The organism is Citrobacter sp. Marseille-Q6884 (assembly GCF_945906775.1).
In the GTDB taxonomy this organism is placed as follows: Bacteria; Pseudomonadota; Gammaproteobacteria; order Enterobacterales; family Enterobacteriaceae; genus Citrobacter.
The window spans coordinates 1,466,273-1,479,232 of the sequence record NZ_CAMDRE010000002.1 but is presented as its reverse complement, the minus strand read 5'-3'; the positions used below and the strand labels follow the sequence as shown (position 1 = coordinate 1,479,232).

Genomic DNA, 12,960 nt, shown 5'->3' with positions numbered 1-12,960 from the left:
TTCTTCTATTGAAAAATGGCAGATTTTTACACTGTTAAGTAGGGGCGAAAACCGCAATGTGGCGATATGTTCTGCTATTCAAGGTTGAATCCAGTGATATAGGCCATTATCTGAAAAATAGCCAGTGTAATCTTTTGTATTGAAACGGCGGGGTCAGGTCATCTCATTGTCATTTTAACGACAAAATAAAAAATTTTTAACATTAAGTTATCGAGGTGATCTTGATCACGTATAGATAGAAATTTCTACTATCAAAAAAACGATTAACCTGCTCAGGTGTTAATTCACAAGAATATTACATTAGATATGCCCATTAGCCTGGCATCATTGTCGGAAAATCAACGCTTCAGAAGTGCATAACTAAGCGTTATGAAAGGTTGGGGCAGCCTGGTGTGCCCCATCAGCATCAGATATCGACTTTCTCTTTGAATTCACAGAGATCTTCGATGATACAGGAGCCACAGCGTGGTTTTCTGGCAATGCAGGTGTAGCGGCCATGAAGAATCAGCCAGTGATGGCAATCGACTTTAAATTCACTCGGAACGACTTTCAGCAGCTTCTCTTCGACCTGCTCGACGTTTTTACCCGGGGCGAATTGTGTTCGGTTACACACCCGAAAGATATGGGTATCAACGGCAATGGTGGGCCAGCCAAAAGCGGTGTTGAGCACGACATTCGCCGTCTTGCGCCCGACGCCCGGTAGGGCTTCTAACGCGGCTCTGTCCTCCGGTACTTCTCCATTGTGCTGTTCCAGCAGGATACGACAGGTTTTAATCACGTTTTCCGCTTTGCTGTTAAACAGGCCAATAGTCTTGATATAGGACTTAACCCCTTCAACGCCAAGCTCCAGCATGGCGGCAGGGGTATTGGCAACCGGATACAGCTTCGCCGTTGCCTTATTGACGCTAACGTCAGTCGCCTGTGCTGAAAGCAACACGGAAATCAGCAGTTCAAACGGCGACGTAAAATGGAGCTCGGTTGTAGGATGTGGATTGTTCTCACGCAGACGCGTGAGTATTTCCAGCCGTTTTGCTTTGTTCATGACACATTCCCTGTTTCACCTGCCGGGCTGTCGGCCACGACAGCTTCGGCACGACGTTTTTTCATTCTCTCATCAATAAGATACTTAACGGCCAGCATCAGCCCCAAACCAATAAACGCACCCGGCGGCAGCATAGCCAACAGGAAAGGCGTATCAGTATGGAAAATTTCGACGCGCAGCACTTTAGCCCAGTTACCCAGCAGGCCGTCTGCGCCATCAAACAATGTCCCGTTACCAATAATCTCACGCAATGAACCCAGAACGAACATGGCACCTGTCGCACCCATGCCGATGGAAAAACCATCCAGCGCAGAGAGTGCCGGGCCTTTTTTGGCGGCAAAGGCTTCAGCGCGACCGACAACAATACAGTTGGTGACAATCAGCGGGATGAAGATCCCCAGGGACTGATACAAGCCAAAGGCATACGCGTTGATCAGCATCTGTACGGCACTGACTACCGAGGCGATGATCATGACATATATCGGAATACGGATTTCAGACGGCGTCCAGCGACGCAAGGCTGAGATGGTCAGGTTAGTCAGCGTCAGTACAAGTGTTGTTGCTAATCCCAGACCCAGTGCATTGGTGGCGGTCGAGGTTACCGCCAGCAGCGGGCACATACCGAGTAACTGTACCAGGGCGGAGTTGTTTTTCCATAATCCCTGGACAATAACGTCTTTAATTTCGCTCATGGTTTATTCTCCACAGGCGGTAAGTTGAGGAAGCTGCGCAGGCAGCGTTTGCGCAAACAGACCGGCGCGTTTCACCGCATTCACCACCGCGCGGGGCGTGATGGTCGCCCCCGTGAACTGGTCGAAGTCGCCACCGTCTTTTTTCACCGCCCAGTGGGGATCATTTTCTGCGCTAATGGTTTTGCCACTAAAATGGGTTATCCAGTCGGAAAGACGCAACTCAATTTTGTCACCCAGTCCAGGCGTTTCATGATGCTCTGTGACCCGTGAACCCAGTACGGTCCCGCTAAAATTCACACCGACCAGCAGTTGAATCGCGCCGGAATAACCATCAGGTGCGGTAGCTTCCAGAATGGCCGCAACAGGACGATCGTCCTGACGGGCAATATAAACACGGTGTGTACCTTTGCCCAGGGCCGGGGCGTTGACCAGATAGCAACTGTTGCGCAGGTTGTTATTGTAGCTGCCAACAGGCAGAACTTGATCAAACAACGCTTGTTGCTGAAGCGTAGCCTGCTCATCAATAGTGGACTTGGTCAACTGATTGATTGCCGCGGTTAACCCCGTAGATCCCGCGGCAAACAGTGCCAGAGTGATACCGTGTTTACGAATCGTTTTCAGCATGATGTGTCCTTAGCGATGTCCGTACACGCGCGGGCGGGTGTAGTAATCAATCAGCGGAACGGTGATATTTGCCAGTAATACCGCAAAGGCCACACCATCTGGATACCCACCAAAACTGCGAATCAGCCACACTAATAAACCTGCAAGTGCACCAAAAATCAGACGCCCGCGATTCGTGGTTGATGCCGTAACGGGGTCGGTAAGAATAAAGAATGCGCCAAGCATGGTTGCACCAGAGAGGAGATGCAACTGTGGCGAAGCCAACGATTCTGGAGAGAAAAGCCAGCCCAATGTCGCACAGAAAGCGAGTGATAGCAGAAAGCTGACCGGAATATGCCAACGAATGGCTTTTTGCCACAATAACACGACGCCGCCGAGCAGCCAGGCAAGGTTCACCCACTGCCAACCCGCGCCTGCGAACATCCCGCTGTATATCGGGTACTGCATCACTTGTTCAACGGTGCGCCCTGCGTGCAGCGAGGTCTTGAACGTATCGAGCGGTGTCGCCTGACTGATACCATCGATCCCCATTCTTAACGCGTTCATATCACTGCCGACAGCGGTATGGCCGGTAAAGATAACGTTCAGCGCATCAAAGAACCCTGGCACCGTGGCCGCAATTTCATGCGGCGGAAGCCAACTGGTCATCTGAACCGGGAATGAGATAAGCAGAATGACATAGCCAATCATCGCAGGGTTAAACGGGTTCTGTCCCAGACCACCATACAGTTGCTTGGCAATGATCACCGCGAAAACGGTACCGAGTACGACCATCCACCACGGTGCAAGCGGGGGGATACTGACAGCCAGCAGCAGCCCTGTAAGCAAGGCGGAGTTATCTTTTAAGATAGCGACAACGGGTTGTTTACGCAGCTTAAGCACACCGGCTTCAGCGATGATAGCGCTGACGGAGGCCAGGATTATCTGGAACAACGTTCCCCAGCCAAAGAACCACAGCTGTGCGGCGATCCCCGGCAATGCCGCAATTAACACCAGCAGCATGATTCGCGATGTCTGGCGCTGGTTATGGGTATAGGGGGAGCTTGCTATTCTGAATACCATTTAGTCCTCGTTTACAACCTGCTGCTGAGCGGCTTTTTTGGCCTGCGCACGTGCAATAGCGGCCGCGACGACTGCTTTGCGGGGATCGACCTGCTCGGTCGTTTCAGCGTTGGCTTGCTGCTCAAGCTTACGTGCTTTGGCTCGGGCTATCGCTGCTTCAACGGCCGCTTTGCGCGGGTCAACCGGCTCGACTGTTTCAGCGGGAGTTTGTTGTTCAAGCTTGCGCGCTTTGGCACGGGCTATCGCTGCTTCAACGGCCGCTTTACGCGGGTCAACCGGTTCGGCTGTTTCAGCGGGGGTTTGTTGTTCAAGCTTGCGCGCTTTGGCGCGGGCAATCGCTGCTTCAACGGCCGCTTTACGCGGGTCAACCGGTTCGGCTGTTTCAGCAGGGGTTTGTTGTTCAAGCTTGCGCGCTTTGGCACGGGCAATTGCTGCTTCAACGGCGGCTTTGCGTGGATCTGCCTCAGCGCTGTTCGGTTCAGTCTGCGAATTTTCAGCTTGTTTAGCGCGCGCCTGCGCTTTACGCGCCTCGCGGGCCGCAATAACAGCGCTGTTGTCCGGTTTTTCGCCTGCCTGAATAACCACCGGCTGCATCGCCTGTGTCTGTTTGGCTTTTACGCGGGCAAGGGCGGCGGCAATCGCATCATGATCTTTCGCCGCAGGCTGTACCGCAGCACTTTTATGACGTTCAAGACGCGCGGCTTTTTCACGCTCCAGGCGAGCTTGTCTGGCCTCAAACCGCGCTTTTGCTTCCGCTGCGCGTTTTTCTTCCTGACTGATTGCATAGATTTCCGCTTTTTCCTGACGGAAATATTGCACCAGGGGAATATTGCTTGGACAGACCCAGGCACACGCACCGCATTCAATGCAATCAGCGATATTGTGGGTTGTTGCTTTGTCGTGCTGTTGCCCTTTACTGAACCAGTAAAGCTGTTGAGGCAAAAGATCAGCGGGGCAGGCATCAGCGCAGGCACTGCAGCGGATACAGCCTTTTTCTTCCTGCGGCGCACCCATTTCGCTGGCCGACGGAGCAAGCAGACAGTTGGTGATCTTCACCACGGGAACATCAAGCCAGGGAAGGGTGAAGCCCATCAACGGGCCGCCCATAATAACCATCTGTTCAGCAGAAGGGCAAAAGCCCGCATCATTGAGCAAATGACGCACCGGGGTACCTAATCGCGCCCAGACGTTGCCGGGACGGCTGACGGCTTCGCCTGTCAACGTGACGACACGTTCGGTGATCGGCTCCCCGTCAATGACTGCACGTTTGATCGCATAGGCGGTACCGACGTTTTGCATCAGTACACCGATATCTGAGGAGCGTCCACCGTGGGGAACTTGCTTTCCGGTCAAAATTTGCGTCAGTTGCTTGGCCCCGCCTGACGGGTATTTTGTCGGGATCACACGCAAACTGATATCGTGCGAGTTAGCCAGTACCGCACGCAGCATGGAAATGGCCTGCGGTTTGTTATCTTCAATGCCGAGCAGTATCTCGCGAGGTTGCAGAATATGCGCGAGTATCCGAATACCTTCCACCACCTGCGCCGCGCAATCCTGCATCAGGCGATCATCCGCGGTGATGTAGGGTTCACACTCTGCAGCGTTAATGATCAGCGTTTCAATTTTATCTCCGCCGCCTTGCAATTTCACGCCGGTGGGAAAACCTGCGCCACCCAATCCAGCGACGCCGTATTGGTGAATCCGTGAAATCAACTCTTCACGGCTGCGGGAACGATAATCTGCCCATCCGTCGCGTTCAATCCAGCGATCTTCGCCATCGGCATCAATAATGACGCTCAGTTCGGCTAATGCGGAAGGGTGCGCCGTGGAGTGCGGTGCAATGGCGACCACCGTACCTGAGGTAGGGGCATGGACCGGCAGCATCCGGCCTCGCCCGTGGGTAAGCGCCTGACCACGCAGAACGTGATCGCCGACGTTGACGCACAGTTCACCTTCAGCGCCAATATGCTGCTTCAAGGGGATGATAAAACGCGGCGCCAGTGGCACCTGTCGCAATGGCGTACCATTTGACTGGGTCTTCATCTCCGGTGGGTGAATGCCGCCATCGAAGTCCCAGATTTTGTTTTTTCTGAATGCAGAGAATAGATTAAACATGTTGTTCCACGGGAATGATGCGCACGGGGATAGTGTTCAAATCCCACTTCCAGCTATCAGGTGTTTCGGCGACTGGACGTAGTTCAATACATTGCGTCGGACACGGATCCACACACAGGTTGCATCCCGTGCAGAGATCGCTCATTACCGTGTGCATCGCACGCGTCGCACCGACGATGGCATCGACCGGGCAGGCCTGAATACACTTGGTGCAGCCGATACAATTGTTTTCGTCAATGACCGCCAGCATACGCACCGGCGTCACGTCTTGCTCATCGCCATCAATCGGCTGCGGGTCAACGTTAAGCAGGGTGGCGATTTTCAACATCACGGCTTCACCACCGGGCGCGCAACGGTTAATTTTTTCGCCCTGACAACCTATCGCCTCAGCATAAGGGCGACAGCCAGGATAACCGCATTGTCCACACTGGCTTTGCGGGAGAATTTCATCAATTTTCTCCACCACCGGATCGTCCTCAACGGCAAAACGGCGAGAGGCATAACCCAGGATAGCGCCGAACGCCAGACCCAGCAGACTTACTGCGGCAACGGCAATCCAGATAGCATTCATTACAACTTCACCAAACCACTAAAGCCCATAAAGGCCAGAGACATTAAACCAGCGGTAATCAGCGCAATCGCATTACCGCGAAACGGGGCCGGAACATCCGCCACGGCAAGGCGCTCGCGAATGGCGGCGAACAAGACCATCACCAGCGAGAAGCCGACGGCAGCGGAAAAACCGTATAACGCCGACTGTAAAAAGTTATGGCCGAGGTTGATATTCAGCAAGGCTACGCCCAGCACTGCACAGTTAGTGGTGATCAGCGGTAAGAAGATCCCCAGCAGGCGATACAATGCAGGACTGGTCTTGCGTACCACCATTTCGGTAAATTGCACGACCACGGCGATGACTAAAATAAAGGCCAGCGTACGCAAATAGATGAGATCGAGCGGGATGAGGATCCAGGTGTCAATCAGCCATGCGCAAATAGAGGCCAGCGTCATTACAAAGGTCGTGGCAAGGCCCATACCCATTGCGGTTTCCAGTTTTTTGGAAACACCCATAAAGGGGCAAAGGCCCAGAAACTTGACCAGTACAAAGTTATTGACCAGTACAGTTCCGACAAACAGCAGCAGGTAATCAGTCATTTTTCGGCCTGAAATAAAAAAGCCGCCTATTATCTGTCAATCTACAACAGGCGACAACAGGTTAACTGTAGGGTTATTACGGGTTCACAAACGTCGTCTTCACGCGTTGCGAGCGCTTGAAATAGGGCACTAACAGCGCGGCAGCCAATAATGGGAACAACAACTGACGCACGGCAAACGCATCCGGGACAGGCGAGAAGGCAAAGGCTTTAATCGCCAGCAGCACGGAAATCAGGAGCCAGATAATATAGTGCTTCGGTACGCACTGCCTGCGTTTGAAAAACGCGATGGTCAACCACAGCGTGTAGTACCACATGGCAATGGCAGTAATAAAGGAAATACCCCATAAGAACAGATTCGCCGTGCTTTGCTCACCCAGCGTTTTAAACGTCTGCGGTGTGGCCAGTGCAGTGAGATAAAGTAATAACGCCAGCGATGCGCTCAACAACGCGACTAACAGCCAGGCCAGTGGCCCAAGTAGCCAGCCTCCGATACGTTGTGCCGGTGTTGTAGTCATCTCTTCTCCAGGTTTACACATATGAACAGACGTGCCGTTCATTTTGGGGCAATGATTATAAAGCTTTTAGCGATGAGCGCTACTTTCTTGTTTATTGCACGTAATGCCAGACTGATTTTGGCACCTGGCCCACATCGAACAAGCGCCCGCCAGAAATCAGCTCAGCACGGCGGTGATCCGCTGCGCGATACATATTGATAATGTCGCGATCGTCAGTCAGCGTGTAGTTAAGATGATCGAACAGCTTTTCCAAACTTTCGAGTGAGCTGATTTTGCGGAATTTTAATAAGTAATCCTGAACGGTCATAAATGGATATCCATATTAATAAAATAATACCAACGGAGTAGTGAATATTAAAAAATAAACAACGCTGCACAGGTAAACGCGAATTTGTGCGCAAATGTAAAAAAAGAATTTTCGTATAGGTAGAAAACCAGGTGCGCTCAGCACCTGCGGAAAGGGTAACGCGCTTCGCAATCGCAGGCAATATGCGCCAGCGTGGGATGCCGCATAATTCGCTCTTTTTGACAGAATTGCATCTTTTGCTGCCAGCCCGGCAATGTCTAAGGTTATCGCTGCCGGGCTATGCTGGGCGTGCGGGACGTTATTTCTTCTGCACCGAAGCCGCAGGTTCCGGCGGCTGGTAGTTATCAATATGACTGGCAACACCCAGGAGAATGACAGAGACCGTGAGAACAATCCAACCTGTTAATTCAATAAGACGATTCATTACTGACGACATTTGCTTTGATTTATCCATAAACACAGGAAGTAAATGTTACTCATCAATAAATACGACGGCAAGAGCAATGGGAACGATTTCTGCGACTAATTCGCAGCAAGTTAACGCTAAGTAGCATATGTTTGACTTAAGTTAAGTAACAACCTTCATCGCACAAGGGTTATTAAACTATTGTGACGGTGTGATGTATGGTGTGAAATAGGTCGGTCCAGAGATGAGAGGCGATAACATGAGTGACAACATCCGCGTTGGGCTAATTGGCTATGGTTATGCCAGCAAAACCTTCCATGCCCCCCTGATTGTCGGTACACCGGGTCTTGAACTGGCTGCGGTGTCCAGTAGTGATGAAACAAAAGTGAAGGCGGATTGGCCTTCGGTAACCGTTGTTACTGAGCCCAAGCATCTTTTTAACGATCCGAATATCGATTTGATCGTGATTCCGACACCCAATGATACGCACTTCCCGTTGGCGAAAGCCGCTCTGGAAGCGGGAAAACATGTGGTTGTGGATAAACCTTTTACCGTGACACTGTCACAAGCTCGCGAACTGGATGCGCTGGCGCGTAGCCTGGGGCGTGTGCTTTCTGTTTTTCATAATCGTCGCTGGGACAGTGATTTTCTGACACTGAAAGCTCTGCTGGCAGACGGTGTATTGGGTGAAGTGGCCTATTTTGAATCTCACTTTGACCGTTTTCGTCCTCAGGTCCGCGACCGCTGGCGTGAACAGGGCGGCCCAGGGAGTGGTATCTGGTATGATTTGGCGCCGCACCTTCTGGATCAGGCGATTAACCTGTTTGGTTTGCCGGTCAGCCTGACCGTGGATTTGGCTCAGCTTCGCCCAGGCGCGCAATCGACGGATTACTTCCATGCCATTTTGACGTATCCGCAGCGTCGGGTGGTGTTACACGGCACCATGCTGGCCGCCGCCGAGTCTGCCCGTTATATCGTTCACGGATCGCGCGGCAGCTATGTGAAATACGGTCTTGATCCGCAGGAAGAGCGCCTCAAAAATGGCGAGCGCCTGCCACAAGAAGACTGGGGCTATGACATGCGTGATGGCGTATTAACGCGGGTCGAAGGTGAAGAGCGCGTGGAAGAAACCTGGTTAACCGTTCCAGGGAATTATCCGGCTTACTATGCAGGCATCCGTGATGCGCTGAACGGTAATGGAGAAAACCCGGTTCCGGCCAGACAGGCTATTCAAATCATGGAACTGATTGAACTGGGAATTGAATCAGCCAAACACCGCTCTACGCTGTGCCTGGCCTGAGAACACTAACGGCGGCAGCCCCGGCTGCCGCATCTTACTCACGTCGTTATGCTGCAGCTACTTTCTCACGCAGCGCACGTTTTTCTTCATGACTCAGAAACGCCATTTCCAGGCCATTGATTTGCGCCTGACGGATCTGCTCGCGCGTCAATCCTGCAGCCGGTGCTGCAACAGTGTATTCATGAATAATGTCCACACCCTGAACTGCCGGATCGTCCGTATTGAGACTGGCCAGAACACCCTGTTCAAGGAACGTTTTCAGCGGATGGGTTGCCAGTGAGGCCACGGTGCTGGTCTGAATATTTGACGTCAGGCAGGATTCGATCCCGATACGCTGTTCGGCGAGAAAATCCATCAGCGCAGGATCTTCTACGGCTTTCACACCGTGACCAATACGTTCTGCACCCAGTTCTCTGATGGCCTGCCAGATGCTTTCCGGGCCGGCCGCTTCGCCAGCATGTACCGTAATGTGCCAGCCTGCGTCGCGTGCACGATTGAAGTGAGACAGGAACAGACTCCCCGGGAAGCCCAGCTCATCACCGGCCAGATCCAGCGCGGTAATATGATCACGATGCGCCAACAGAGCATCCAGCTCCTGCAAACAGGCTGCTTCACCGAAGGTACGGCTCATAATGCCAATTAAGCGGGCTTCAACGCCGAACGTCTTACAGCCTTCACGTACACCGGCAATCACCGCTTCAACCACCCCTGCAACAGGAAGCTGATGCGTCATCGCCATGTAACCTGGTGAAAAGCGCAGTTCAACATAGTGCAGTCCGTTACGAGCAGCATCTTCGATGTTCTCAAAGGCCACGCGACGACAGGCATCCAGAGAGGCGAGCACTTTGACACCCCAGTCAAGTTTTGACAAAAAACTGACTAAATCGGGCTCTGTAGACGTGATCTGCACATGGGGGATCAGCATTTCAAGCGTCTGTGCCGGAAGTGTCAAATTGAACTGCCGACCAAGATCGAGAATCGTTTGCGCACGGATATTGCCGTCAAGGTGGCGATGGACGTCGGTTAAAGGAAGGGAAGTATCAATCATGGTCGCACTCATTTTTTAGTTAAAGTGCGCATCATTATACAACAGAATCATAATCATCTATTAACTTTGATAAAAGCGCGCTATCACGTTGTAATCGAGGCATATTGTGGGCGTTTGTTTCAATTTCTTTTGAGAAAAGCCTGACCGGTGAGGGCTTTGTACTTCAGAACTGACTATCTGACTTCCATTTGCAGGGGGGAATAATTTGGGTTTGGTTATTTGTATGACAAATAGATTGTAAGTTGATATCTGTCAAAAATTCTCTCCGCGAGTATTGCTATGTTCGAATCTCAGTCAACGGCAAGAGAATGATGTATGCCATTAACGACCAGCGCATTCAGAACCTATGCGCCATTCGATCCTGCAATTCGTATTGCAATGTGCCAGCGGGCTTACTCTGTCACCGTCACTTTCCCGGATGGCGAAACAAAACGTTATTCCAGTCTGGCTGGATTTACACAGTTATTGGGAAAAAGACTGGAACACTTACGTACAAAGGCTATTTATGCCGAAATGGATGTGGGAGACAGTTCACAGGTGAACTGGTCGGATAAAGATAAGTCTGTGTACTCCTTTCAATTTACCCGAATTCGTTAACTTACAGAGATGTCATTATGAACAGTGCTGCAACAATTCGTACAAGTAGAATACTTATTAGCGTCGTGGTTTTGATCGGTATCGTGGAATATGCCTATCTGATTGCCCATTTTTTGTGAAATTGCATTTTTTCAGGGATCGTGACCAGAATAGATCTAAACATTAATGGAATAATCTGCTATGCCTACCCTACATCAACGTTAAAAAGCCCACGTCAGTGGGCTTTTTAACGTACGAGCATAATTAATTCAGTCGTCTTTTATTTCTCTGTCAGCGCTCTGGTGATTAACGAAGATAATGCTTCAAGCTGAACAGTAAGCTGAAGACTCAACCAGACATAGCCATGAACGGCACTTTCCATCACATCATCGCTTTCGCAGGACAGTAATAGACCATGAAGTTCATTCGCAATTTCAGTCAGACGCTCACTGTTAGAGGCGATAGGCGATGGGTTGCCTTCATGCAGAGCAAGAGACAACGCCTGAAGTGTCTTCTGCGTCATTTGTTGCATCTCGGAAAGTGCATGTGAATTCAGTATCAGAAAACGGCTTCCACGTGAGGCCCAGTGAGCGTTGATTTGAAACTTTTGCGCGGCAACCATATCACGTGTAATTGACTGAATTTCTTCAAGCACTTTTACTGGGATCTTTGTTTCCTTATTGACCGGTGTGATCAGACTGCGCATTTTGACGACTTTATTCAACGCACGCGTCTGGAGGCTGGTCATCTTAGGTGGATTAAGTACGTTCCTTGATACCCCCGCAGAATTGATTTTTAAATAATCAGCGAGAAAGTCAGCAAGTTGAATACGCCAGTTTATGAAAGCCCTTTGCGGGTAGATGCTGGTAAACAGCATTGCCAGAATACAACCAAAAATAATATTGGTACTCCGCCATAATGCCGTCTGCATATCGCCGGCTGGCGCACTGCTCACGACCGCCAGCGTAATCCCTACCAGTAATGCAGCATAGGGACGTTTACTCATCGCCAGATAGCCACAAAAGAAAGCCGCACAACCACACCACAATAACATGAGGGGCAGGGAGTAAACTTCAATGTGTAATGCAATGATCCCGAGTAGCGCCCCCGTTACGGTACCGGCCATGCGCTCAAACGCTCGCGGAATTACGTTACCCAGATAACTTATTGGCCCCATGACCACGATAAGTGTAATAAGCGGCCAGGAATGATCGGGTAAGTTCATCATTCTGATAAGTAAAAAAGTTAACACAAAGGCTACTGCAATGCGTATCCCATGAACGACACGATAGTTGCGATAAATCTTTAACTCTAATGGGGTAATAGGTCTGTCACGTTGCACTGAAAAGAATGATTTTGTCATTTCAAATGAGTTTATAAGCGGAGTTCAAATAACCAGGGAGCATCATTGTTATTCGCTCTGGTGTTGGCCAGAGCATATATACAGCGGATAGTTTTATCTGTTTTATTATGGTGTAGGCGGTAAGTTAATGACATGTATTAACGGAATACGAGTGTGTAAATAACAAGTGCAACGGCAAGGAATACCCAGTATTGCGAGTGATAATGGAAATATTTTTGCATTGGAAACCTCCTCAGTAACGGGACTTTTAGTAATGACAGATATAAATGTCAACATCAAATAAAAAATAGCGATGCTAAAATGCTTAATTATTACATAATGTTTCAGATGCGAACGGGAGGGGAGTCTGTTGATGTTATTATGGATTAAATACTGAGAGTGGTAATGATAATATGTTGATAAATCAAGGTATGTTAGTGGGTGGAAGTACAGCAGGTATTCGCGGAATACCTGCTGATAATGATCATTTAGCGCAATAAACTCTGGCTTCTCGTGGTGTGTAGATACCAAGAGTAATGATGCGAAAGAAAACATTCATGCCCGACTCTTGTACTTCGGTACGAATTACTTTGTCAGCACCACCACACACTTGCGCTGCATTGATGGTTTTCGCCTGGCCAATGCCGTTAACAAAGAATGACTGCTTGGTTTCTTGCGTCGGTTTTTCTGCAATACCACGATTTATTTCAAATGTTTGCTGTGCACAGCCAGATAATGCTGTCGCTACAGCTATTGCCGCTATTAACTTTTTCATTT

General features: G+C 50.3%; 15 protein-coding genes. 2 read left to right on the top strand and 13 right to left on the bottom strand.

Annotation, left to right across the window (positions count from 1 at the left end; translation table 11 throughout):
- Positions 1 to 406 precede the first annotated feature (406 nt).
- The 10 genes from nth to blr form a co-directional block, all read right to left on the bottom strand.
- The gene (gene nth, locus N7268_RS22200; RefSeq protein WP_198904292.1) at positions 407 to 1,042 is read right to left on the bottom strand and encodes an endonuclease III; all 636 of its coding nucleotides are present in this window, start codon (positions 1,040 to 1,042) and stop codon (positions 407 to 409) included.
- Positions 1,039 to 1,734: an electron transport complex subunit E gene (locus tag N7268_RS22195; RefSeq protein WP_260864508.1), complete on the bottom strand. Its 696-nt coding sequence runs from the start codon at positions 1,732 to 1,734 to the stop codon at positions 1,039 to 1,041. Before N7268_RS22195 ends, nth begins: the two co-directional genes overlap by 4 nt.
- A 3-nt stretch (positions 1,735 to 1,737) precedes the next feature.
- Positions 1,738 to 2,358 carry an electron transport complex subunit RsxG gene (gene rsxG, locus N7268_RS22190; protein WP_198904290.1) on the bottom strand — a complete coding sequence of 207 codons (621 nt, stop codon included), beginning with the start codon at positions 2,356 to 2,358 and terminating at the stop codon, positions 1,738 to 1,740.
- 9 nt (positions 2,359 to 2,367) lie between these two features.
- On the bottom strand, positions 2,368 to 3,420 hold the full coding sequence (gene rsxD, locus N7268_RS22185) for an electron transport complex subunit RsxD (protein ID WP_260864507.1): 1,053 nt from the start codon (positions 3,418 to 3,420) through the stop codon (positions 2,368 to 2,370).
- Complete coding sequence (gene rsxC / locus N7268_RS22180) at positions 3,421 to 5,535, bottom strand: electron transport complex subunit RsxC (protein WP_260864506.1); 2,115 nt, start codon at positions 5,533 to 5,535, stop codon at positions 3,421 to 3,423.
- Positions 5,528 to 6,106, bottom strand: coding sequence for an electron transport complex subunit RsxB (gene rsxB, locus N7268_RS22175; RefSeq protein ID WP_260864505.1), 579 nt, complete (start codon positions 6,104 to 6,106; stop codon positions 5,528 to 5,530). The genes rsxC and rsxB overlap by 8 nt, the downstream gene beginning before the upstream one ends.
- A complete protein-coding gene (gene rsxA / locus N7268_RS22170) occupies positions 6,106 to 6,687 on the bottom strand; it encodes an electron transport complex subunit RsxA (RefSeq protein ID WP_005121199.1) in 582 nt (193 codons plus the stop codon). Before rsxA ends, rsxB begins: the two co-directional genes overlap by 1 nt.
- 76 nt (positions 6,688 to 6,763) lie before the next feature.
- The gene (locus N7268_RS22165; protein ID WP_260864504.1) at positions 6,764 to 7,204 is read right to left on the bottom strand and encodes a DUF2569 domain-containing protein; all 441 of its coding nucleotides are present in this window, start codon (positions 7,202 to 7,204) and stop codon (positions 6,764 to 6,766) included.
- 91 nt (positions 7,205 to 7,295) lie between these two features.
- Entirely contained in the window at positions 7,296 to 7,511 is a 216-nt protein-coding gene (gene ydgT, locus N7268_RS22160) for a transcription modulator YdgT (RefSeq protein WP_045442575.1), read from the bottom strand.
- 298 nt (positions 7,512 to 7,809) lie between these two features.
- Positions 7,810 to 7,935, bottom strand: a complete 126-nt coding sequence (gene blr / locus N7268_RS22155; RefSeq protein WP_198904285.1) for a division septum protein Blr — start codon at positions 7,933 to 7,935, stop codon at positions 7,810 to 7,812.
- A 241-nt stretch (positions 7,936 to 8,176) separates the two neighbouring features.
- Between blr and N7268_RS22150 the strand changes: the two genes are divergently transcribed.
- On the top strand, positions 8,177 to 9,217 hold the full coding sequence (locus N7268_RS22150) for an oxidoreductase (protein WP_260864503.1): 1,041 nt from the start codon (positions 8,177 to 8,179) through the stop codon (positions 9,215 to 9,217).
- A gap of 46 nt (positions 9,218 to 9,263) precedes the next feature.
- Here the strand turns inward: N7268_RS22150 and add are convergent, their stop codons facing one another.
- On the bottom strand, positions 9,264 to 10,265 hold the full coding sequence (gene add, locus N7268_RS22145) for an adenosine deaminase (protein WP_260864502.1): 1,002 nt from the start codon (positions 10,263 to 10,265) through the stop codon (positions 9,264 to 9,266).
- A gap of 315 nt (positions 10,266 to 10,580) precedes the next feature.
- Between add and N7268_RS22140 the strand changes: the two genes are divergently transcribed.
- Positions 10,581 to 10,862, top strand: a complete 282-nt coding sequence (locus N7268_RS22140; protein ID WP_260864501.1) for a hypothetical protein — start codon at positions 10,581 to 10,583, stop codon at positions 10,860 to 10,862.
- Between the two features lie 259 nt (positions 10,863 to 11,121).
- On the opposite strand, the gene N7268_RS22135 is transcribed toward N7268_RS22140, so the two are convergent.
- The gene (locus N7268_RS22135; RefSeq protein ID WP_260864500.1) at positions 11,122 to 12,204 is read right to left on the bottom strand and encodes an FUSC family protein; all 1,083 of its coding nucleotides are present in this window, start codon (positions 12,202 to 12,204) and stop codon (positions 11,122 to 11,124) included.
- Between the two features lie 463 nt (positions 12,205 to 12,667).
- Positions 12,668 to 12,958, bottom strand: a complete 291-nt coding sequence (locus N7268_RS22130; RefSeq protein ID WP_260864499.1) for a Bor family protein — start codon at positions 12,956 to 12,958, stop codon at positions 12,668 to 12,670.
- Between the last annotated feature and the right edge of the window lie 2 nt (positions 12,959 to 12,960).

Excerpts from the sequence above, each read along its gene's own strand:
- N7268_RS22140 (WP_260864501.1), top strand. The coding sequence starts at position 10,581 with ATGCCATTAACGACCAGCGCATTCAGAACCTATGCGCCATTCGATCCT.
- rsxA (WP_005121199.1), bottom strand. The coding sequence starts at position 6,687 with ATGACTGATTACCTGCTGCTGTTTGTCGGAACTGTACTGGTCAATAAC.
- rsxC (WP_260864506.1), bottom strand. The coding sequence starts at position 5,535 with ATGTTTAATCTATTCTCTGCATTCAGAAAAAACAAAATCTGGGACTTC.
- blr (WP_198904285.1), bottom strand. The coding sequence starts at position 7,935 with ATGAATCGTCTTATTGAATTAACAGGTTGGATTGTTCTCACGGTCTCT.
- nth (WP_198904292.1), bottom strand. The coding sequence starts at position 1,042 with ATGAACAAAGCAAAACGGCTGGAAATACTCACGCGTCTGCGTGAGAAC.
- N7268_RS22130 (WP_260864499.1), bottom strand. The coding sequence starts at position 12,958 with ATGAAAAAGTTAATAGCGGCAATAGCTGTAGCGACAGCATTATCTGGC.
- add (WP_260864502.1), bottom strand. The coding sequence starts at position 10,265 with ATGATTGATACTTCCCTTCCTTTAACCGACGTCCATCGCCACCTTGAC.
- N7268_RS22135 (WP_260864500.1), bottom strand. The coding sequence starts at position 12,204 with ATGACAAAATCATTCTTTTCAGTGCAACGTGACAGACCTATTACCCCA.
- N7268_RS22195 (WP_260864508.1), bottom strand. The coding sequence starts at position 1,734 with ATGAGCGAAATTAAAGACGTTATTGTCCAGGGATTATGGAAAAACAAC.
- ydgT (WP_045442575.1), bottom strand. The coding sequence starts at position 7,511 with ATGACCGTTCAGGATTACTTATTAAAATTCCGCAAAATCAGCTCACTC.
- rsxD (WP_260864507.1), bottom strand. The coding sequence starts at position 3,420 with ATGGTATTCAGAATAGCAAGCTCCCCCTATACCCATAACCAGCGCCAG.
- N7268_RS22150 (WP_260864503.1), top strand. The coding sequence starts at position 8,177 with ATGAGTGACAACATCCGCGTTGGGCTAATTGGCTATGGTTATGCCAGC.
- rsxG (WP_198904290.1), bottom strand. The coding sequence starts at position 2,358 with ATGCTGAAAACGATTCGTAAACACGGTATCACTCTGGCACTGTTTGCC.
- rsxB (WP_260864505.1), bottom strand. The coding sequence starts at position 6,106 with ATGAATGCTATCTGGATTGCCGTTGCCGCAGTAAGTCTGCTGGGTCTG.
- N7268_RS22165 (WP_260864504.1), bottom strand. The coding sequence starts at position 7,204 with ATGACTACAACACCGGCACAACGTATCGGAGGCTGGCTACTTGGGCCA.